This is a genomic window from Arenibacter sp. ARW7G5Y1, assembly GCF_003201775.1.
Taxonomy (GTDB): domain Bacteria; phylum Bacteroidota; class Bacteroidia; order Flavobacteriales; family Flavobacteriaceae; genus Arenibacter.
The window spans coordinates 399,761-420,891 of sequence record NZ_QJJZ01000001.1 but is presented as its reverse complement, the minus strand read 5'-3'; the positions used below and the strand labels follow the sequence as shown (position 1 = coordinate 420,891).

The 21,131-nt window shown below is 40.6% G+C and carries 17 protein-coding genes; 9 read left to right on the top strand and 8 right to left on the bottom strand.

The window, feature by feature from the left end; translation table 11 throughout:
• Positions 1-92 precede the first annotated feature (92 nt).
• The 4 genes from C7972_RS01700 to C7972_RS01685 all read left to right on the top strand — a co-directional run bounded on the left by C7972_RS01700 (position 93) and on the right by C7972_RS01685 (position 4,448).
• Positions 93-1,217: a serine hydrolase gene (locus tag C7972_RS01700; RefSeq protein ID WP_181422795.1), complete on the top strand. Its 1,125-nt coding sequence runs from the start codon at positions 93-95 to the stop codon at positions 1,215-1,217.
• Positions 1,218-1,355: 138 nt separating this feature from the next.
• Positions 1,356-2,804 (top strand): sulfatase, encoded by a 1,449-nt coding sequence (locus tag C7972_RS01695; protein ID WP_110354468.1) that lies wholly within the window; start codon positions 1,356-1,358, stop codon positions 2,802-2,804.
• A 159-nt stretch (positions 2,805-2,963) separates the two neighbouring features.
• Entirely contained in the window at positions 2,964-3,260 is a 297-nt protein-coding gene (locus C7972_RS01690; RefSeq protein WP_110354467.1) for a putative quinol monooxygenase, read from the top strand.
• Between the two features lie 81 nt (positions 3,261-3,341).
• Positions 3,342-4,448 carry a Gfo/Idh/MocA family protein gene (locus tag C7972_RS01685; RefSeq protein ID WP_110354466.1) on the top strand — a complete coding sequence of 369 codons (1,107 nt, stop codon included), beginning with the start codon at positions 3,342-3,344 and terminating at the stop codon, positions 4,446-4,448.
• Between the two features lie 16 nt (positions 4,449-4,464).
• Here C7972_RS01685 and C7972_RS01680 read toward each other — a convergent pair whose 3' ends face one another.
• The 7 genes from C7972_RS01680 to C7972_RS01650 all read right to left on the bottom strand — a co-directional run bounded on the left by C7972_RS01680 (position 4,465) and on the right by C7972_RS01650 (position 14,805).
• On the bottom strand, positions 4,465-5,010 hold the full coding sequence (locus C7972_RS01680; RefSeq protein WP_146216254.1) for a hypothetical protein: 546 nt from the start codon (positions 5,008-5,010) through the stop codon (positions 4,465-4,467).
• A gap of 47 nt (positions 5,011-5,057) precedes the next feature.
• Entirely contained in the window at positions 5,058-5,336 is a 279-nt protein-coding gene (locus C7972_RS01675) for a F0F1 ATP synthase subunit epsilon (RefSeq protein WP_110354464.1), read from the bottom strand.
• Positions 5,337-5,414: 78 nt separating this feature from the next.
• A complete protein-coding gene (atpD, locus tag C7972_RS01670; RefSeq protein ID WP_110354463.1) occupies positions 5,415-6,923 on the bottom strand; it encodes a F0F1 ATP synthase subunit beta in 1,509 nt (502 codons plus the stop codon).
• Between the two features lie 194 nt (positions 6,924-7,117).
• On the bottom strand, positions 7,118-9,928 hold the full coding sequence (locus C7972_RS01665; protein WP_110354462.1) for a TonB-dependent receptor domain-containing protein: 2,811 nt from the start codon (positions 9,926-9,928) through the stop codon (positions 7,118-7,120).
• A 247-nt stretch (positions 9,929-10,175) separates the two neighbouring features.
• Complete coding sequence (glmS, locus tag C7972_RS01660) at positions 10,176-12,023, bottom strand: glutamine--fructose-6-phosphate transaminase (isomerizing) (protein WP_110354461.1); 1,848 nt, start codon at positions 12,021-12,023, stop codon at positions 10,176-10,178.
• Between the two features lie 128 nt (positions 12,024-12,151).
• Positions 12,152-13,990, bottom strand: a complete 1,839-nt coding sequence (locus tag C7972_RS01655; RefSeq protein ID WP_110354460.1) for a DUF4270 domain-containing protein — start codon at positions 13,988-13,990, stop codon at positions 12,152-12,154.
• A gap of 5 nt (positions 13,991-13,995) precedes the next feature.
• The gene (locus tag C7972_RS01650; RefSeq protein WP_110354459.1) at positions 13,996-14,805 is read right to left on the bottom strand and encodes a glycogen/starch synthase; all 810 of its coding nucleotides are present in this window, start codon (positions 14,803-14,805) and stop codon (positions 13,996-13,998) included.
• A 103-nt stretch (positions 14,806-14,908) separates the two neighbouring features.
• Between C7972_RS01650 and panC the strand changes: the two genes are divergently transcribed.
• The 5 genes from panC to radA all read left to right on the top strand — a co-directional run bounded on the left by panC (position 14,909) and on the right by radA (position 19,907).
• The gene (gene panC / locus C7972_RS01645; RefSeq protein WP_110354458.1) at positions 14,909-15,751 is read left to right on the top strand and encodes a pantoate--beta-alanine ligase; all 843 of its coding nucleotides are present in this window, start codon (positions 14,909-14,911) and stop codon (positions 15,749-15,751) included.
• 76 nt (positions 15,752-15,827) lie between these two features.
• Positions 15,828-16,178: an aspartate 1-decarboxylase gene (gene panD / locus C7972_RS01640; protein WP_110354457.1), complete on the top strand. Its 351-nt coding sequence runs from the start codon at positions 15,828-15,830 to the stop codon at positions 16,176-16,178.
• A gap of 2 nt (positions 16,179-16,180) precedes the next feature.
• Positions 16,181-17,146 (top strand): lysylphosphatidylglycerol synthase transmembrane domain-containing protein, encoded by a 966-nt coding sequence (locus tag C7972_RS01635; protein ID WP_110354456.1) that lies wholly within the window; start codon positions 16,181-16,183, stop codon positions 17,144-17,146.
• A 25-nt stretch (positions 17,147-17,171) separates the two neighbouring features.
• Positions 17,172-18,314, top strand: coding sequence for an alpha/beta hydrolase (locus C7972_RS01630; RefSeq protein ID WP_110354455.1), 1,143 nt, complete (start codon positions 17,172-17,174; stop codon positions 18,312-18,314).
• A 231-nt stretch (positions 18,315-18,545) separates the two neighbouring features.
• Positions 18,546-19,907, top strand: coding sequence for a DNA repair protein RadA (gene radA, locus C7972_RS01625; protein WP_110354454.1), 1,362 nt, complete (start codon positions 18,546-18,548; stop codon positions 19,905-19,907).
• A gap of 138 nt (positions 19,908-20,045) precedes the next feature.
• Here the strand turns inward: radA and C7972_RS01620 are convergent, their stop codons facing one another.
• Positions 20,046-21,086 carry an NADP(H)-dependent aldo-keto reductase gene (locus C7972_RS01620; RefSeq protein WP_110354453.1) on the bottom strand — a complete coding sequence of 347 codons (1,041 nt, stop codon included), beginning with the start codon at positions 21,084-21,086 and terminating at the stop codon, positions 20,046-20,048.
• Positions 21,087-21,131: the final 45 nt, after the last annotated feature.

Here is a 21,131-nt window from a genome sequence, read left to right as displayed (position 1 = left end):
GACTGAACTACCAATAGTATTAAGAACCAAAAAACTTGATCCCAACCCGTCCAGATTTTGGGCCACCACACTAATCCATAAAAATGATAATAATGAAAAAATATCTTAGGCTAATTTTACCAATCATTATAACTTATGGATGTAGCCACGAAAAAGCAGCTTTTAATGGTCAAAAAGATTTTGAACACAGTATTTCGGAAATACAATCGAAACATATTTATTCCGAATCCAAAGATTTTCCAAACAACACCCAGCTATCCTTTGCCATCATAAAGGGCGGGACTACTAAATTTTATGGAATTAAGCGTAAAAACGATACCATTTTCTCTATTGACAATCATGATGGCGTTTTTGAAATTGGCTCCATTTCCAAAGTATTTACAGCCACCCTTTTGGCCCATTTGGTCGTGAACGGACAACTGGGGCTGGATGATAATATCAACGATTATTTGGAATGGCCCTTAAAGGATGATGTGGAAATAAGCTTTAAACAGTTATCCAATCATACCTCAGGGCTGCCTAGGTTACCCTCCAACCTGCAGTTGGATTCCGTAGACCTACAGAATCCATACAAGGATTATGACGAAAACAAGTTAAAACAATATTTAACCAAAGAGCTACAACTGAACCAAAATCCAGGAGAAAAATCCGAATATTCAAACCTAGGGGTAGGTTTATTAGGCTATATTCTAAGTAAAATAGATAGCACCTCCTACGAGAACCTACTCCAGACCAAAATCTGCACAAAATACCATATGGGCCATACTACAACAAACAGAACCCGTATCAGGGGACAGTTGATCAAAGGTCTTGATGCAAATGGCCAAGAAACCCCAAACTGGGATTTGAATGTCTTGGTAGGAGCCGGTGGAATTTTATCATCGGTAGCCGACCTATCAAAATTTGCGCAAGCACAATTCAATGGGTCCGACCAAGCCTTGGCCTTGACCAGAAAACCCACCTTTGCCCTACAGGAAAACAAGGCCGCAATGGGATTGGGTTGGGCCATTGAAAATAATATAGGGAAGGAATGGATCATGCATAGCGGCGGAACAGGGGGCTATAGATCCAATATACTACTGGATATTGCGAACAAAAATGGGGTAATTATTCTTTCCAACCTATCTGCATTTCACAAAAACAACATGAATATCGATAACCTTGGCGTTCGCTTAATGGAAACACTTAAAAATATAGACTCCACTGGCCACAACTAATACAAACTCTATGTACGTTCCTACTAAAAGATAACTGAATTTATCCTAATTGATCGTTTTTATATATTTTTAACCCGAACGTTGATTATTCTATGGAATAGCTTCCTTTAACCTGTCCCTTAAACCATCCTTCTTAAAATGAAACAATTATTTTTTCTAATCTCCTTACTTCTGTTCTGTTACAGTACAGTGGATGCACAAAATGCAAAACCGAATATCATTGTGTTTATAGCCGATGATGTTAGCTGGGACGACTTTGGTTGTTACGGGAACACACAGGTTAAGACTCCCAATATTGATCAACTGGCAAAAGACGGATTAAAGTTTGATAATTTCTATTTAACGGCAAGCTCGTGCAGCCCAAGTAGAAATTCCATAATTACCGGCCGATATCCCCATAATACGGGAGCTGCCGAATTACACACCACTCCCCCTTTGGATATGTTATCCTTTCCTGAATTATTGAGGAACAATAACTATTATTCCGTCCTGGCCGGCAAGTTCCATATGGGACCTTATGCCCGACGTGGATTTGATATGATGTACGAGCATCGTAATGAAAATGGGGATGGAGGCGAAGAAAGTTGGGTAAACTCCTTAAAGAAAAGACCAAAGAACAAACCTTTTTTTATGTGGTTCGCATCCCATGATGCCCACAGGGATTGGGGACCCAATGAATTTAGTGGTACACACCGCCCCGATGATCTGGAAGCCCCATTTTATCTGTCCAATGGAGCCGAAACCAAATCTGATTTGGCCAAATATTATGACGAAATTAAAAGATTCGATTTTTACATTGGAGAGGTTGTCAAGGAACTAAAAACACAAAAACAACTAAACAATACCCTTTTGATTATTATGTCCGATAATGGACGGCCATTTCCACACAGCAAAACCAGGGTCAATGATCGGGGTATGAAAACTCCCTTCGTTATGCATTGGCCCAAGGCAATAAAAAATAAAAATGCCAGCAACAAAAGCCTCATAAGTGCCGTAGATATTGCCCCAACACTATTGACATTGGCAGGCGTTACTATTCCCGAACAATTTCAGGGCCATAGTTTCGACCGTCTTTTAACAAAACCTGACCAGCCCTTTCGCAACTATGTCTTTGCCGAGCATAATTGGCACGATTATGAAGCTCACGAACGTATGGTAAGAAATAAAGATTATATGTACATATTAAACTCGAGACCCTTGAAGCCACAAAACGGGCCAGCTGATGCCGTTGGCAGTCCGTCCTTTAAGGATTTGGAAATGCTCAGGGACCAAGGAGGACTTTCTTCGGCACAAGCCGATGTGTTTATAGTACCGAGGCCAAATGAAGAGCTATATGATTACCGTCGGGATCCCTTGCAATTGCTCAATGTGGCATCTACGCCAGAATACAATCGGAATCTCATGGATTTGAGAAGGGTTTTGAAAGAATGGATGATGGAAACAGGCGACAACATCCCTGAAAACCTAACCAAGGATTGGTATCTTAAGGAAGCGGGATTAATAAAAACGGAATATCATAATGTAAGGGGCGAAATGCCCGGCGAAAAGTTAAATGCCACACAAAATAACGCAAAAGGGGCATTTTAGACTAGGTCCTTGGCCATGGCCCTACACCCCGAATGGGTAAGGGACATAAATGCCTAAATGTCCTATGGACAATTCAAGCATTGACTACCAAAGAATACGAATTGACTTTCGCCTCCCCTAGAAGTTCCATATATTTAAAGAATTAAATTCAAATTAAAAATGAGCAACAAGCAATTGACCATTACCGCCAGTATTTTGGCCAAACCGGATAAAAGGGAATTTGTAAAACAAGCCTTATTAAAACTTATTCCACCTACTTTAAAAGAAGATGGCTGTCTAAACTACGATCTGCACCAGGACAATGAAAATCCCGACCGTTTTTTCTTTTATGAAAATTGGGCAAGTAGGGAATTGTGGCTAAACCACAATGCCAGTGAACATATTGCAGCGCACAGAAAAGCTACGGAAGGAACCATAGTGGAGGTTATTATTAATGAGCTATCTCCAGTGGGCTGAACATCTTGTATTTAAAAATATAGTATCTTTCAAAGACCACTGCACTCCTATTTACTGCGGTCCCTTAATAGTTGAATAATCATGAAAAACACGTTTATACTTTCCTTTTGTGTTATTTTTTTGACGCTTACAAACGTTTTTGCGCAGGAAAAACCAATAAAATTGGGAGTTGTAGGCCTTTCCCATGGGCATGTTGGCTGGATATTAAGCAGGGAGGCTAAGGATGATGTGATTATGGTAGGCATCGTAGAGACCGATCGCGATCTGGCACAGCGACTTTCCAAGAGTCACGGCTTTCCCATGGAAATGGTGTTCAATACCATGGAAGAGATGATTGCCGCCGTAAAACCCGAAGCCGTGGCAGGCTTTGGAAATATATACGATCATTTGTCCATCGTAGAAACCTGTGCCCCAAAAGGTATCCACGTTATGGTGGAAAAACCTTTGGCTGTTAACTTGGAACATGCCAAAAAAATGGAAGCGCTGGCCAAAAAACATAAGATTCAACTGCTCACCAATTATGAGACCTCCTGGTATCCTACCAATCTAAAGGCCTATGAACTTCTGCAAGAAGGCACAGTAGGCGAACTTAGAAAAGTAATTGTACGCGATGGACATAAAGGGCCCAAAAATATTGGGGTAAGTGCCGAATTTTTGAAATTCCTAACCGACCCCAAACTCAATGGGGGTGGGGCCATCATGGATTTCGGATGCTACGGTGCCAACCTCATGACCTGGTTACAACAGGGTAAAAGGCCCAATTCGGTTACCGCAGTGACCCAACAGTTACAACCCGAAAACAACCCCAAAGTAGATGATGATGCAACCATAATACTTACCTATGACAGTGCCATGGCCATTTTGGAACCTTCATGGAATTGGCCCATTGGCCGTAAGGATATGGAGATCTATGGAGTAAAAGGTGCTATTTATGCCGATAACCGCCATGATCTGAGAGTTAGGATTGCTGAAGGCTATGGCGGCTATAAGGAAGAGGCTTTTAAACTTGCGGAAAGGGAGGCCCCATATGATGAACCCTTTGCCTTGTTTGCCTCGGTGATAAGAGGGGAAACTACCCTTGGTTCTTACGATCCCTATTCCTTGGAAAACAATATGATTACCATGGAAATTCTGGAAGCAGCCGTTCAAAGTTCTAAATCGCAACGCACCATCCAGTTTAAAAACTAGTCCTTTAACAAGGCCTCTAAAAATTGATCCACTTGTAGTTATTGGGCACCGTTGCATCCAATAGATTTACTTTTAATGCCTTTGCGGTGCTTTCGCCCATGGCAAATGTAATGGCCATATCATTCGTTTCATAAATGGTAAAGCTTTTATTCCCTTTTACCCACAAATTTACCTCATAAGTATAGGTGCCATTTGCCTTTAACTGTCTAAAGACGGATACATATTCTATGGCGGGAAGGGCTTTCCATCTACCAACAGCACAGGGACCCACACGATATTCTTCCTTATAATTGCGATTCTCCAGATCGAAAAAAATACTTTTTACACTCGAAAATAAAATGCCTTGGGACGCGCAGGCTACGGCAAGATAGAACACCCCAAAATTCCACCTGTTATCCATTCCATTCTCCGGAAATATCCCATAACCAAAAAAGAACATGGCCAGTAAAATAAAGGTCACCGTATAAAAGGCCGCGGCCACTAGGGTTTGCCACAGGGGCCTAACACCTTCCGATATAATAATTTTGCCTTTAGCCATCTGCTTTAAAACGACAAAAGCCATACGAAACGTATGGCTTTTTGCTTATTTTTTATTGGCATCAAATTTTCTTAATCTGCCAATACAATAACTTTATTGTTCTTCATTTCAACAGTACCACTGTTTATGGCCAGGATAGTATCCCCATTGGGAGCTTTGGAGAACTTGTTCTCATAAGCCTCTTCCAGCACAACATTTCCTTTTATCCTTACCTTTCCTTCCTGCAATAGGGAAACGATAGGGGCGTGGTTGTTCAACATTTGAAATTCACCATCAATTCCAGGAACGGTTACTGCAGTAACTTCTCCGGCAAACAAAGTAGCCTCTGGCGATACAATTTCTAGATACATATTATTTTAGTATTCAGTATTCAGCACTCAGTATTCAATCGGATCCTGTCAATCGATCACTGATTACTACCTACTCATTTACGCTTCAGCAAGCATTTTCTCTCCAGCTTCAATAGCCTCTTCAATGGTACCTTTAAGGTTAAATGCAGATTCTGGAAGATGATCCAATTCCCCATCCATAATCATATTAAACCCTTTAATAGTCTCCTTAATATCTACCAAAACTCCTGGGATACCGGTAAATTGCTCAGCTACGTGGAACGGCTGGGATAGGAAACGCTGTACACGTCTTGCCCTACCTACGGCCAATTTATCCTCTTCGGATAATTCCTCCATACCTAGGATGGCAATAATATCCTGAAGTTCCTTATATCGTTGCAATAACTCCTTTACCCTTTGGGCACAGGCATAATGATCTTTCCCCAATATCTCGGCAGTCAAAATCCTTGAAGTTGAATCCAATGGATCCACCGCAGGGTAAATTCCCAATTCCGCAATTTTACGGGATAATACCGTAGTAGCATCCAAATGGGCAAATGTTGTTGCCGGAGCTGGATCCGTTAAATCATCCGCAGGTACGTAAACCGCCTGTACCGATGTAATGGAGCCTCTTTTGGTTGATGTAATACGCTCTTGCATAGCACCCATCTCCGTTGCCAAAGTTGGTTGGTAACCTACCGCTGACGGCATACGTCCCAATAGGGCCGATACTTCCGAACCGGCTTGCGTAAAACGGAATATATTATCTACGAAGAAAAGAACGTCTTTTCCCTGACCTTCACCTGCACCATCACGGAAATATTCTGCAATGGTCAATCCGGACAAGGCTACACGGGCACGGGCACCAGGAGGTTCGTTCATTTGTCCAAAAACGAATGTCGCTTTGGAATCCTTCATTACTTTTTTATCAACTTTGGATAGATCCCATCCGCCTTCTTCCATAGAATGCAAGAAATCATCACCATATTTTATAATTCCGGACTCCAACATTTCACGAAGTAAATCGTTCCCCTCACGAGTACGCTCACCTACCCCGGCGAAAACAGAAAGTCCACCATGACCTTTTGCAATGTTGTTGATCAATTCCTGGATAAGTACTGTTTTACCAACACCCGCACCACCGAATAAACCAATCTTACCACCCTTTGCATAAGGCTCGATCAAATCAATTACTTTAATTCCAGTAAACAAAACTTCCGTAGAAGTAGATAAATCCTCAAATTTAGGCGCATCCCTGTGGATTGGAAGACCGTCTTTACCGGCTTTTGGCAAATCTCCAAGACCATCTATAGCGTCGCCAATTACATTAAATAGACGCCCGTAAACAGCATCGCCTATCGGCATCTGGATTGCGCTTCCTGTTGCCTCTACACCGACTCCCCTACTTAGACCATCTGTTGAATCCATAGAAATAGTCCTGACCGTATTTTCACCAACATGTGACTGTACTTCCAAAATCAACTTGGAACCATCCTTGTTGACAATTTCCAAAGAATCATAAATTCTGGGAAGGTCCGTTCCGGACTGAAATTCAACATCAACTACCGGGCCGATGATTTGAGAAACTTTACCTGTAACTTTAGACATTACTTGAGTATTTACGTTTTACTGTTATCTTTAAAATAAAAACAGCGCGACTTACCGCTTTGTTTTTAAGGCTGCAAAGATATGTTTTCCTTCTTAAAATGGAAACTACTTTTATCCTTTTTTTACCAAGAAAAATGGCGTCAAATAATTTGACGCCATTTTTCTTTAAATTATATCCTTTATATTACAATATGTTATGGATTAATGGTCCAGGAAACGTAATACTGGGATCCAATATATCCTGTTCCAAAGGCTGTGTAATATTCATCTCCCAATACATTGGAAGCACCCAGTTTAAATGCCGATTTTATACTTGGTGCGTTATAACTTATTTGCGCATCCACTACATGGTAGGCCGGAATTTGTCCGTTACCAAAGGTAGCTTCCCATAAATAGGTGTCGCTCCATCTCCAAGCCACATTGAATCCAAAATTTTTAACTATGGCCGTATTTCCGAAAGAAGCCTTCACCTTATGTTCGGGAGTATTAAAACTGGTCATGAAATCAGGGTCATCCTCTTGGTCAAAATCCAATTTAGCATAGGTATAGTTCATTCCAAGGTCATAATTGCCCCAAATTTTCACATCAACTCCAAGAGCGGCACCATAAGAATTTACTTTGGCGTCCGTATTGGTGTAGGATTGATATCCTTGAAAATCGCCACTTCCCAATGCTACTATGGCAGCAGGTAATGGCCCACCTGGAGTAGGCACCGTTTGGGTAAGTTGCACGTCTCCATAAAAGGGCACTACCACGTTTTGTCCTGAAAGGAAGTCCTTATAGGCGCTGTAATAGGCGCTAACATCCAAGGTAACCTTATTTAATTTTCCGCGATATCCCACCTCATAGGAGGTAACCTGTTCCGGTTTTACAAAATCCGGATTTGCTATGACCAAGTCAGCCGGATTTCTACTTGCCGCAAATGCCACAGCTGAACTTGCCGTAAAAGAGTTGTTATAAATCCCTTCCCCACTAAAGTCGAGGGTTGGACTTCCTATTATGGCCGTTCCTGTCGGACTCAAATCAAAAGTCCTAACGTCCCTGGCAGGATTGTCCGGGGCACTACCTACCAATATACCTCTACCTGCATTCAATCCAATATATAAATCCTGGGTGGTGGGGTTTCTGAACCCGGTCTGATAGGATGCCCTTAAATTGTGATTACCGCTTTCACCGGCCGTATACCCCAAAGACACTCTTGGAGAGAAAAACCCATCGAACAGTTCGGATTTGTCATAACGTAAGGAAGCTGTTAACTTAAGACGGTCATCCTCCATAAACTTCTTTTGCACTTGCGTATAAAGTCCATACTCAGAATAGGTAATAGGTCCGTCGGCATCCGTATAAATAGTTCCGGAAGAATTTAATTTGTATTGCCTATAGGCCCCACCTAACTGGATTTCGGCAAAATCTATTAAATGGCTAAAATTGTAATTGGCATCGGCATGATAAAATTTGGAATTATCCTGAAACTTAGACCCTGTAGTTAGGTCCGGGTCATTGATTACCCTATTAAAAGCACTCTCAAATTCTGGTGTCCCCGGAAGGAAACGTCCTGTATCGGCAGCTTGCCTGGCTAGTATATGCGCCTGTTCGGCAGGAACATTTTGGGAAACGGCTCCTACATAGGTACCCACATACTGACCAAACCAAGTACTTCTATCCTTCCAAATTTCATTGATATTTACCCCGGTAAAAACCATGTCATAGGAATCCCCGGCCTTATCTTCATTAAAATATCCCCTCACAAAGAAGTTGTCATTTTTAATTTCCAATTTATGCTGCTGCATAAAAAAGCCATCAATATTATACCTATTGGTACCTTGATAAATGGTATTTCCCTTTCCTACCTTTCCCACATAGGCTATTTCAAAATCATCCTCAAAAGGACGATAATAAAGACCCCAATCCGCTTTTACACTTTCCGCCTTATAATCGGTAAGATCGCCTTCATTATATCCAGTCCTACTTATTACTTGTGAAGGAATCAACGGCACTGCAGCCGGATTTAAAAGACCCGCTTCAACTAATTTGGCGGCCACCACCTGCATATTTTCGGAAACCTCATCCCCATAGACATTTATACCATCATAGTCGGTTGAAGCCCTAGTGGCTCCGCCACCGGCTTTTCCCATTTCATTATTTGCAGCCCAATCCGTTCCTCTTAAATAGGAGAAATTGACTTTTCCCGCAAACTTATCACTAAACTTATGGGCAGCTCTAATACCAAAATCGGTATAAGCATTATCACCCGCCGCTTCCTGCGAGGTAATCCCCTTTTTGGCATAGGCACTTATCCCTGTGTAATCAAAAGGACTTTTACTTCGCATAAACAGTATTCCGTTAAAGGCATTTGCCCCATATAGGGCAGAGGAAGCTCCTGGAAGCAATTCAACACTGAGCACATCCGTTTCTATCATCCCTATAAGATTACCCATTGGGAAGTTAAGGGCTGGGGTTGAGTTGTCCATACCATCTACCAACTGCATAAAACGAGTGTTGGCAAAAGTGGCAAAACCCCTTGTATTAATAGCCTTAAATGTTAAACTATTGGTATTGATGTCCACTCCCTTCAAATTCTCCAAGCCATCATAGAAATCGGCCGAGGCTGTACTCTGAATATCCCTTAGTCCAAATCTTTCCACGGTAACGGGAGATTCAAAAATACGCTCAGGCGTTCTAGAAGCAGAAATAACCACCTCGTCCAAACTTGTTTGCGCTTCATTTAAGGTGACCGAAATAGTTTGATTGCTTTGAGTGATGTTGGCTGTGGAAGCCACAAATCCAATACTGGTAATGTTTAAGGTAAATGGGGGATTCTCACTTGTGTTCAATAAGAAATTTCCATCAAAATCTGTTACCGTACCAATGGCTTTGCCTACAATTACAATATTGGCACCAGGAACTGGATCATTATTTTGGTCCACCACATTCCCTTTAATTGTCGTTTGTGAATACGCCAACATTCCAAACATGAAAAAGGATAATAGAAGAATTGATCTCATAAGATATTTGAGTTAAATTAGTATTAGATATTGGTAAGAAATCATCTAATTAGCAATATACATTAATTTTCAAATTAACAATACAAAAAATCAAATAAATTATGCATGCATAGTATTTTTTGTTCAAAATTTAACATTTATTAGTGAATATTTGACAAAAAATAGGTTGTAAAAAAATGACATCCATATATAATGACCCTTTTGGACCATCATTTATGGATGTCAATATAGTATCTATTTGGTAGAATTATTCCACTGTAACCGACTTGGCCAAGTTACGGGGCTGGTCAACATTGCAACCTCTCATAACCGCAATGTGATATGACAACAATTGAAGCGGAATAGTAGTCAACAAAGGAGTTAAACTCTCCAAGGTCTCAGGAATTTCTATAACATGGTCTGCCAATTCCTTAACCTGCACATCCCCTTCCGTAACCACCGCTATGATTTTACCCTTACGGGATTTTATTTCCTGAATATTGCTCACTACTTTTTCGTAATGCCCCTTATTCGTTGCAATTACCACTACGGGCATATGTTCATCTATAAGGGCAATTGGGCCGTGCTTCATTTCTGCCGCGGGATAGCCCTCGGCATGTATGTAACTAATCTCCTTCAATTTCAATGCACCTTCCAAAGCTACCGGAAAGTTATATCCCCTTCCCAAATAAAGGCAATTGGTAGAATCCTTATAGACATTGGATATTATTTCGACCAATGGATTTGAAAGCAGTGCCTTCTCCACTTTACCGGGAATATTTTCCAATTCGGTTAAATACTCATGGAAACGCCTAGTATTGAAAATCCCTTTTTCCTTGGCCAATTTTAACGCCAATAAGGTCAGTACCGTAATTTGTGTGGTAAATGCCTTGGTCGAAGCCACTCCAATTTCCGGACCGGCATGGGTATAGGCACCTGCATCGGTTTCCCTAGCTATGGAAGAACCAACCACATTACACACTCCAAACACAAAGGCTCCTTTTTCCTTGGCCAATTTAATAGCGGCCAGTGTATCTGCCGTTTCCCCCGATTGTGAAATGGCAATCAGCACATCCTTATCCGTGATTACCGGGTTTCTATATCTGAATTCAGAGGCGTATTCCACCTCTACAGGTATTCTGGCCAAATCTTCAAAAATATACTCGGCCACCAAACCGGCATGCCAAGAAGTTCCACAAGCAACAATGATAATCCGATTGGCGTTCAGGAATTTTTCCAGGTTATCATCTATACCTGCCATTTTAATTATCCCTTCCTTGGCCAAAAGACGTCCACGATAGGTATCCAAAATAGCCCTCGGCTGTTCGTAGATCTCCTTTAACATAAAGTGATCAAAACCGCCCTTTTCAATTTCCTCAAGATTAAGTGCCAATTCTTGAATTGAAGGGTAGGCTATGGCATCGTTCTTAATTTTCCTCAATTTAATTTCCTTGCCCAATCTAATGACAGCCATTTCCTCATCTTCCAAATAAATGGCATTGTTGGTAAATTCTATAAAAGGTGATGCATCGGATGCTATAAAAAATTCGTTCTCCCCGACACCTATAGCTAACGGACTGCCCAATTTGGCCACCACTATTTCATCTGGTTTTTGCTTGTCAAAAACTGCAATGGCATACGCCCCAACAACCTCATTCAATGCAATTTGCACAGCCTTACCCAGTTTTACCCCTTCCTTGCGCTTAACCTCTTCTATAAGATTTACCAATACTTCCGTATCGGTTTCTGAAGAAAAGGTGTAGCCCCTTTTTGTCAACTCCTTCTTTATGGAATCATAATTTTCAATTATACCATTATGAATTATTACCAAATCTCCAGAATTGGAATAATGCGGGTGGGAATTAACATCATTGGGGACACCATGCGTAGCCCATCTTGTATGGCCTATTCCCAGTTTACCTTCTAGGGAAATGGTGCTTTTAGCCTTATTTTTTAGATCCTCTACCTTCCCCTTCGTCTTGGATAAATTTATTTCGCTTCCATCATATAATGCGATACCGGCACTATCATAACCTCTGTACTCCAAACGTTGAAGTCCTTTTACAATAATGGGATAAGCATCCCTATGGCCTATATATCCTACGATTCCACACATAATTCAAAATTTAATGGTTAGTAATTAACAAAAGGTTTTACATAACAAATTTAACTGCTTGTTATTTAAAACCTTTTATCTTTTAGTTAATTAACGTAAAAATACTATAAGTGGTATTTTTTTTGCCTTTAATTTGCTTTGGTGTAGAAAATTTCGAGTTTTAATTTTTTTCCTTCCTGTCCACTAGGTAAATTATCACTGCCGTAAAGGACGGTCCCAAAAGGGTTTACAGAGGACATTACCGGTACTTCCCCCTCCGTACTATTCGCCAACATGGCCTTTCCGGTGGCTGTAATCCTAATATCCGAAGTCAATGCCAAATTCAGGGTGGCATTGGTAGAGTCCCTTACTATAAGATCGTTAATATAATTGGTAATCTTAATTTTATAACTCTGGCCTTTGCCGCCTTCCTTTTTTAGACTTCCGTCATAGTTGGTAATATTACCGTCGTTGAAATCCTCCTCAGATTCCAGGAATTGATTGTAGACCGGTCCATTTGTATTGTCCTTGTACAAATATAATTTTGAAGGTTCAATAGTGCCCCCAGCTGCATCCAAAGAATTTCTGTCAACATAAAACACCAAATTGGCCTCATTTATTATCCAATTCCGATTCTTGATCTGGTTAATGATTTCACTACCATTTACTTCATCAAAAAGCTTGATCTGGGCATAACTTCCGGCCCCACCTTTCAAATAAATCTTTGAAGCATTTTCACTATTGTCCAACCCATTGGATATTTCGGTAGGGTATGCCTCATTGATAAAGGTATTCACTGCATTCCCAATTACTGCTCCAGTGCTGGTATCGCGCCTGATAAAGTTTAGGACAAATTCCCGCTCATTTTGGATTACGGTAGCATCTGTTGAACTGGTTACGCTATCATATTCGTATTTTATAGTAATATTCCCTTGTGTTAAGTCCAACATCACCAAAACATCGTCCGGAATGGACATATGGACACCTCTAAAAAACTCAGCAAAATTAGCCTGGCTCAATAACTCGGAAGAACCTTCCTTATCCAAAATATTTTGCTGAAAAAATGAAGAATTCAGTTGCACCCTAATTCCAGGGGCAATTCTAACAGGGGCTTCCTCGGATTCGTCCACATCTTCCGTTTCCGGATCGTCTTCCTTAAAAATCAACTCTTCCACATTGCTTATTTCGACCGGTCCTTCATACAGAAGGTCGGACACAAAGCCGGGAGAAAATTGTTGGGAAGAATAATACTGCTGGGCCTCCTGAAAATTGGTATTGGGATCCAAATCCCTCAAGAAATAAGTAGATCGTTCCACCTTAAGATTAAAGGATTCCGGAATAGCTCCATTGGCATCAAAAATACTATCCAGATCATATTTTATCGGAAACCTATTTACCGCCGTATCATCGTCCAAGTTATCATTGGTACCATCTCCATCCGTATCCCTATTCAGGGGATCGGTACCCAGAGCCTTTTCCTGGATATCGGTTAAGGTATCCCCGTCACTATCGCTGTTGGCATCCTCGGGGTCGGCATCATACTCATCCGCTACACCGTCCAAATCCCTATCGCCCTTGGGATTGGTTAAAAAAGGAATAAACAGAAAAACTTCCTTCACCGTCTCATTCTCTTTAATGGTCAGCGTACTGGAATCCGTATCGGCCGTTTCTTCAACTTGTGCGGAATAACTCCCAAAAGTGGGGTTTGCCGCGGACAATTGTACCTGGGTAGTTATACTGGCTTCGGTTTTCCCATAAATTGGGTCTGTATAATTTCCTATTTGATAAACCGGTAACTTATTGGTCCTTACCGCCTCTATCTTTTTATTGTAGGCAAAAACATCGTAAACCGCCTTGCCAGCTGTAAATGGTTCACCACCTACCACACCACTACCAACGGTAGTCAAATCCTCCTCACAGGACCACAAGACTACAACAAGCAATATACCTACCACGGTAGGTAATTTTAATCTGTTCAGTAAATTCATTTAGATTATTTTAATACTTTGGTGTTATAAAAATTCATGTAAGCTTCCTCAAACTCCTGTAATGGCACAAACGGCAAAACAGGTTTTTCGAGCTTGGATATGTAGTCTTCCAATTCTGATGGAATATCTTCCGCAGCTAAAATAACAGCATCGGCATAATCCACAGCAACTTTTAACAAATTATTATAATTGGGCTCTTCAAGCGATTTTATACTTTCTTCCGGAACACCGTCGAAGGCAATCTTTTTAATTAGGTCTTTATCCAAGGTACCATCAAATCCTTGCCCATAAACAGACATGATAATCTTGCTTTCGGCAAATAAAGGCTCGTCCGCATAGAATTTTTTAAGATAGAGCGGCAACAATGATGCCATCCAACCATGGACGTGAATAATGTCTGGAGACCAATTCAATTTCTTGACGGTCTCTACCACACCCTTGGCAAAGAAAATAGCCCTTTCGTCATTATCCGGAAATAACTTTCCGTCCTCATCGGTAAAGGTGGCCTTTCTTTTAAAGTACTCATCATTATCAATGAAATAAACCTGAATACGCTCTCTGGGAATCGAGGCCACTTTTATGATCAATGGCATATCCATATCATTAATCACCAAATTCATCCCGGATAACCTAATAACCTCATGCAATTGATGCCTACGTTCATTGATATTCCCAAACCTTGGCATAAAAATCCTTATCTGGCCACCATTACTATTGACCATTCTTGGGGTTTCGTAAGACATTAAGGAAACTTCGTTCTCTGGAAGATAGGGTACTAATTCTGAAGATACAAACAATATCTTTTTGCCATTCATAAAAGCAATATTTTATTAATAGAGTAAGAGAAAGTGCAAAATTACAAAAATTATGCAGATTAGCAGTAATTATAGTAAGTTTGCTCTCTTTTAAGTAAAACGAATGCAGCTAATTAACTCACAAAAGGAACTTAAGTCTTATCTAAACTCCATACAAAAAACCAAATCGATTGGTTTGGTCCCAACCATGGGGGCATTGCATATGGGACATATGTCCTTGGTCCAAAGATCGGTCGGGGAAAATGACATCACCGTTGTGAGCATTTTTGTCAACCCCACCCAATTTAACAACAAGGAAGATTTAGAGAAGTATCCAAACACTTTGGAAGCCGATTTAGCCATATTAAAAGGAGTTACCGATAGGATGGTGGTTTTTGCCCCTTCCGCCAGGGAAATGTATTCTGGAGACATTAGCTCCAAATCGTACAATTTTGAAGGATTGGAAAATGTTATGGAAGGGGAATTCAGGGAAGGACATTTTGACGGTGTAGGAACTATTGTAGAAAAGCTATTGCGCTTAATCTCACCAACAAGGGCCTACTTTGGGGAAAAGGATTTTCAACAACTCCAGATTATCAAAAAACTGGTAAAAATCACCAATCTACCTATAGAAATCATTGGTTGCCCCATAGTCCGGGAAGCCAACGGGCTGGCCATGAGTTCCAGAAACGAACGATTGGACCCTCAATTAAGACAAGAAGCTTCTTTTATATACAAAACCCTAAAAGCTGCCAAACAAAAATTTGGCACGAAAAGTGCTAATTTTACAGTAGATTGGGTAAAGAAACAGTTTAATGCCCATCCAAAATTAAAACTGGAATATGTTAAAATTGCAGATGAAGACCAGTTGAAACCGGTTAAAAGAAAAAATAAAAAAACAAAATACAGAGCCTTTATTGCCGTATATGCGGGAGATGTTAGGCTTATAGATAACATTGCCCTTTAAAGTTGAAAACCAATTCCAAAATGTAGACCATACTGAAATTGGAAATCCAATTGGCATAAATGATTAACTTTGTCCCATGCAAATAGAAGTAGTAAAATCTAAAATACACCGCGTAAAAGTGACGGGTGCTGACCTTAACTATATAGGCAGTATTACCATTGATGAAGATTTGATGGATGCGGCCAATATTATTAGAGGTGAAAAGGTGCAAATTGTAAATAACGACAATGGTGAAAGGCTAGAAACCTATGCCATTCCTGGAACCAGAGGCAGTGGTGAGATAACATTGAATGGTGCTGCCGCCAGAAAGGTAGCAGTAGGCGATGTTTTGATTTTGATAACCTACGCCACCATGGATATTGAACTGGCCAAAAAATTTAACCCATCCTTGGTTTTCCCCAATGAGGAAACCAATCTCTTGACCTAGTTTTGAAGTCTTCCATAAAGAAAACCTTAAAAACGTATCTGCCCATTTTATTGGGTATTTTTTTAGTATGGTACTGGTACCAGTCAACTGGGCCCGAAGACAGGAAACAGATTCTTTTTTATATTACAAATGCCAATCCTTTTTGGGTAGGGGTTTCCATAGTCCTTGGAATTCTTGGACATGTTTCCCGGGCCATAAGATGGAATTATTTATTGGCACCACTAGGTTATAAACCTAAAATCAGGAACAATATACTGATTATACTGATGGCCTATTTTGCTAACTTGGGTTTTCCAAGGGCAGGTGACATTCTACGGGCAACAGCCTTGACCACTTATGAAGAAGTCCCCTTTGAAAGAGGTTTCGGAACAATAGTTACCGAAAGAGTGGTTGATGTAATTATGTTATTGATCATTATTGCAATAACTTTTTTATTACAGACCGAAATTATTATGGACTTCCTTCTAGAAAAAGGATTTAACTTTGGAGGCCTATTATTGTTAATGGGTGCTGGACTTCTGGCCCTAGTGTTCTTTTTATTGGTCATCAAAAATTCACAACAAAAAATCGCCTTAAAAATTAAGAACTTTTTGAAAGGGCTTATGGATGGCCTTTTCAGCATATTTAAAATGAAAAACAAATGGGCCTTTGTAATTCACACTCTATTTATTTGGGGCTGCTATATTGCTATGTTATGGGCCATTAAATACACTGTCCCAGAAACATTGAATTTAACCTTAAGTCAGTTAATGGTAGCATTTGTTGTGGGGGCTTTTGCAATGGCAACTACCAATGGCGGAGTAGGTATTTACCCCATTGTAATTAGTCATGCTTTGGCAATTTTTGGCATCAGCAAGGTATCAGGAGATGCTTTTGGATGGATTATGTGGATTTCACAAACTTTAATGGTAGTGGTTTTTGGCGCAATATCTTTTCTGATTTTACCGTTATGGAACAGAAACAAATAGTCTTCTATTGCCCAAATTCTGTTCTATGCAACGTTTTTTCACCCTATTGGCCTTATTTGTCTACTTTGGTAGCAATGCACAGGTAACCCAAGAAATTTTCGAATCCTTCAAGTTACAGGAACGGAGGGATGTACAATACTACTTCCCTGAAAGCTACACTGCAGAAAAAAAATATCCGGTGATTGTAGTTCTGGATGGGGAATATCTATTTGACCAAGTGGTGGCCAATGCAAAATTTTACAGCAACTTCCACGGCATGCCCGAAGCTATTATAGTTGGTGTTCATCAATCAAAAAACAACCTAAGGGAACAGGACTGTGGCTTTGAGCCCGATAGTGGCCTGCCCACCGAAAAAGGCAAATTGTTCTTCGAGTTTTTGGGAATGGAACTTATTCCCTATTTGGAAACCAAATTCAGCACGGCCCCCTTTAAGATGTTCGTAGGTTATGATATTACTGCCAATTTTGGAAATTTTTACCTCTTTAAGGACGATTCCCTATTTAACGCCTATATAAGTATTTCCCCCTATTTGGCCACAGAAATGGAAACTAGGGTGCCTGCCAGATTATCGGTGATGAAAAAGAAAATATTTTACCAATTGATCTTGGAGGGTGAAAAAAGTGAAAATAGCAATAGGATCTTGACATTGGATCAAAACTTAAAAGGGATGGATAGTGATAATTTGCACTATTTCTTCGATAAATACGAAAACGCCGACCATATTTCCGTAGCCACTTACGGCATTGGGAAAGCTTTCGACAATATCTTCGGAATGTTCAAGCCTATAAGTCCAAAAGAATACAAAGAAAAGATCTTAACCCAAGTTGGACCTGTTTTTGATTATTTGGCGGACAAACAAACTTCTATAGAAAATCTATTTGGCTTTAGAAAAACGACTAGTCTAAACGACATCATGGCCATTTACGCCGCCTCCAGAAAAAAGGAAGATTTTGAATCACTAAAACCCTTGTCGGACCTTTGTAAAAAGGAGTATCCCAATACCATGTTGGGCTTTTATTTTGAAGCTGAATATTACGAGCAATTGGGCGAACCCAAAAAGGCCCTTAGGACATTTGAAAAAGCTTTTGGCATGGAAGAAATAGATTTTCTTACCAAAGAAATGGCCTTGGAAAAAATTGATGCCCTCAAAGCGGATTTTGGATATTAAAAAACTTTTCCAAAAAATGCCCAAGGCCACTTAATAAAGTCTTGGAATCCGAATTTTACCTCTTAATCTTTGATGAACACCCCTATAGCTACCTGTTGGGGCTGCTAGGTTGCGACAAATATCCTTACCGTTAAACCCTATATGCACTTGGTATCAATTTAAGCCAAGTGTTTAAAACCGTATGTCCTTTTCAAACTTCTTACTACCTTAGCGCAAACCGTAATTAGAATAATGGCCAAAACAAAAACCGCTTTTTTTTGTCAGAACTGTGGAACACAATATGCCAAGTGGGTAGGACAATGTGGAGCTTGCAAGCAATGGAACTCCGTTGTGGAAGAGGTGATTCAGAAAGAGGAAAAAGTATCCTGGAAAAGTTCTTCCCAACCCTCCAAAAAAATTGCAAGGCCATTAAGGGTCAATGAAATTAGCATCGATAAGGAGGTAAGGCTCAACACCTACGATTTGGAATTCAACAGGGTTCTTGGTGGAGGGTTGGTTCCTGGCTCCCTAACCCTTTTGGGCGGGGAACCGGGAGTGGGGAAAAGTACATTGTTACTACAAATAGCCCTTAAACTTCCCTATAAAACTTTATATGTTTCAGGTGAGGAGAGTCAAAAGCAAATTAAAATGCGCGCCGATCGCATTCACCCCAATAGCGAAACTTGTTTTATCCTAACCGAAACCAAAACACAGAATATCTTTCAACAGATCGAAGCCACTGAGCCGGATATTGTGGTCATAGATTCCATACAAACCCTACATACAGATTACATTGAGTCTACGGCCGGTAGTATTTCCCAGATACGCGAATGCACCGCGGAACTTATAAAATTCGCCAAGGAAACCAACACACCGGTTATCCTCATTGGTCATATCACCAAAGACGGTACCATTGCCGGTCCCAAAATATTGGAGCATATGGTAGATACCGTACTGCAATTTGAGGGCGATAGAAATTATGTATACCGCATCCTAAGGTCACTTAAAAACCGTTTTGGATCTACTTCCGAATTGGGAATATATGAAATGCAGGGCAGCGGTTTGAGGGAGGTCAACAATCCGTCCGAGATTCTGATTTCCAAGAACGATGAAGGCTTAAGCGGTACATCCATAGCATCTACCGTGGAAGGTATGCGCCCATTGATGATTGAAATACAAGCCTTGGTAAGCACAGCGGTTTACGGAACGCCACAGCGCTCCACTACCGGTTACAATGCCAAGCGTTTAAATATGCTTCTGGCCGTCCTGGAAAAAAGGGCCGGATTTAAGTTGGCGGCCAAAGATGTCTTTCTCAATATTACCGGGGGAATATCTGTAGACGATCCGGCCATTGATCTTGCCGTTATTGCGGCCATCCTCTCCAGTAACGAGGACATCCCCATAGAAAAAGGGGTGTGTTTTGCTGCCGAGGTAGGTCTTGCCGGTGAAATAAGGCCTGTACAACGTATAGATCAGCGTATCTTGGAAGCAGAAAAATTGGGTTTCAGTACTATCTATGTTTCCAAAAACAACAAGATAACCTTAAAAAACACACAAATCAGAATACAATTGGCTACCAAAATCGAGGATGTGGCCAATAGTCTGTTCTCTTAGCGCCTGCCTAAGCAAGTGTTCAAGTATTAATTTTTTGAATTAAATATCCTTGCCAGAACCAACATCAGTACCACAACCACAACAATTAATCCCAGTTGCCAAAAACCTACTTTTAAAAAATACAATGCCATCATAGGGTTAAGGAGCTGGATTTGGAATTTCATTATGGATCGCTTCAATATCTTTAAGCAGTTCCTCGCTCAATTCTACCTCTATACTGCCAATATTTTCCTTCAACTGGTTCATACTGGTAGCACCAATTATATTGGAGGTTAAAAAGGGTCTTGAATTTACAAAGGCAAGTGCCATTTGCGCCAATGACAAATCGTTGGCCTGGGCCAATTCATAATATTTTTGGGTTGCCTTAATGGCCATATCACTACTATACCTATTGTAATTTGGAAAAAGGGCAATCCTAGAATTCTCAGGCTTTCTTCCTCCAAGGTACTTTCCGCTCAAGGTGCCAAAACCCAAAGGCGAATAAGCCAACAGGCCCAAATCTTCACGATGTGAGATTTCTGCCAATCCAACCTCAAAAAGACGGTTTAAAAGGCTATATGGATTCTGAATGGTGATCATTCTGGGCAAACTAGCATGTACCTTGCTTTCCTCCAAATACCTCATGGCTCCCCAAGGAGTCTCATTGGAAATGCCCACATGTCTAATTTTACCTTCCCGAACCAAGTCTCTCAACGCTTCCAAGATCTGATGGATATTGTCTTCCCAATGGTCATTGATACTATACTTATAACCTCTTTTTCCGAAATAATTTGTTGTCCGGTCCGGCCAGTGCAATTGATATAGATCTAGGTAATCTGTCTGCAAACGCATAAGACTTCCTTCCACGGCCGATTTTATGGTTTCGCGGTTAAACCCTGTAGTTCTAATAAACTTGGACATTTCCGCCTTACCAGCAATTTTGGAAGCCAAAATAACCTTATCACGGTTTCTTTTCTTCTTAAACCAACTACCTATAATTCTTTCGGTATCCGCATATCGCTCCTTGGTTGCGGGAATGGGGTACAACTCCGCCGTATCAAAAAAATTAACTCCCTGTTCCAGGGCATAATCCATCTGCTCGTGACCCTCTTCTTCTGTATTTTGCCGGCCCCAGGTCATGGTTCCCAGACATATTTTGCTTACTTCAATATCGGTTCGGGGGAGATTGGTATACTTCATATTCTATTATCACTTTATTATTATAAATTCAATGTAGGGAAAGAC

Coding starts and splice junctions, on each gene's coding strand:
- C7972_RS01700 (WP_181422795.1), top strand. CDS start 93: ATGAAAAAATATCTTAGGCTAATTTTACCAATCATTATAACTTATGGA.
- C7972_RS01695 (WP_110354468.1), top strand. CDS start 1,356: ATGAAACAATTATTTTTTCTAATCTCCTTACTTCTGTTCTGTTACAGT.
- C7972_RS01690 (WP_110354467.1), top strand. CDS start 2,964: ATGAGCAACAAGCAATTGACCATTACCGCCAGTATTTTGGCCAAACCG.
- C7972_RS01685 (WP_110354466.1), top strand. CDS start 3,342: ATGAAAAACACGTTTATACTTTCCTTTTGTGTTATTTTTTTGACGCTT.
- C7972_RS01680 (WP_146216254.1), bottom strand. CDS start 5,010: ATGGCTTTTGTCGTTTTAAAGCAGATGGCTAAAGGCAAAATTATTATA.
- C7972_RS01675 (WP_110354464.1), bottom strand. CDS start 5,336: ATGTATCTAGAAATTGTATCGCCAGAGGCTACTTTGTTTGCCGGAGAA.
- atpD (WP_110354463.1), bottom strand. CDS start 6,923: ATGTCTAAAGTTACAGGTAAAGTTTCTCAAATCATCGGCCCGGTAGTT.
- C7972_RS01665 (WP_110354462.1), bottom strand. CDS start 9,928: ATGAGATCAATTCTTCTATTATCCTTTTTCATGTTTGGAATGTTGGCG.
- glmS (WP_110354461.1), bottom strand. CDS start 12,023: ATGTGTGGAATCGTAGGATATATAGGCCATAGGGATGCTTATCCCATT.
- C7972_RS01655 (WP_110354460.1), bottom strand. CDS start 13,990: ATGAATTTACTGAACAGATTAAAATTACCTACCGTGGTAGGTATATTG.
- C7972_RS01650 (WP_110354459.1), bottom strand. CDS start 14,805: ATGAATGGCAAAAAGATATTGTTTGTATCTTCAGAATTAGTACCCTAT.
- panC (WP_110354458.1), top strand. CDS start 14,909: ATGCAGCTAATTAACTCACAAAAGGAACTTAAGTCTTATCTAAACTCC.
- panD (WP_110354457.1), top strand. CDS start 15,828: ATGCAAATAGAAGTAGTAAAATCTAAAATACACCGCGTAAAAGTGACG.
- C7972_RS01630 (WP_110354455.1), top strand. CDS start 17,172: ATGCAACGTTTTTTCACCCTATTGGCCTTATTTGTCTACTTTGGTAGC.
- radA (WP_110354454.1), top strand. CDS start 18,546: ATGGCCAAAACAAAAACCGCTTTTTTTTGTCAGAACTGTGGAACACAA.
- C7972_RS01620 (WP_110354453.1), bottom strand. CDS start 21,086: ATGAAGTATACCAATCTCCCCCGAACCGATATTGAAGTAAGCAAAATA.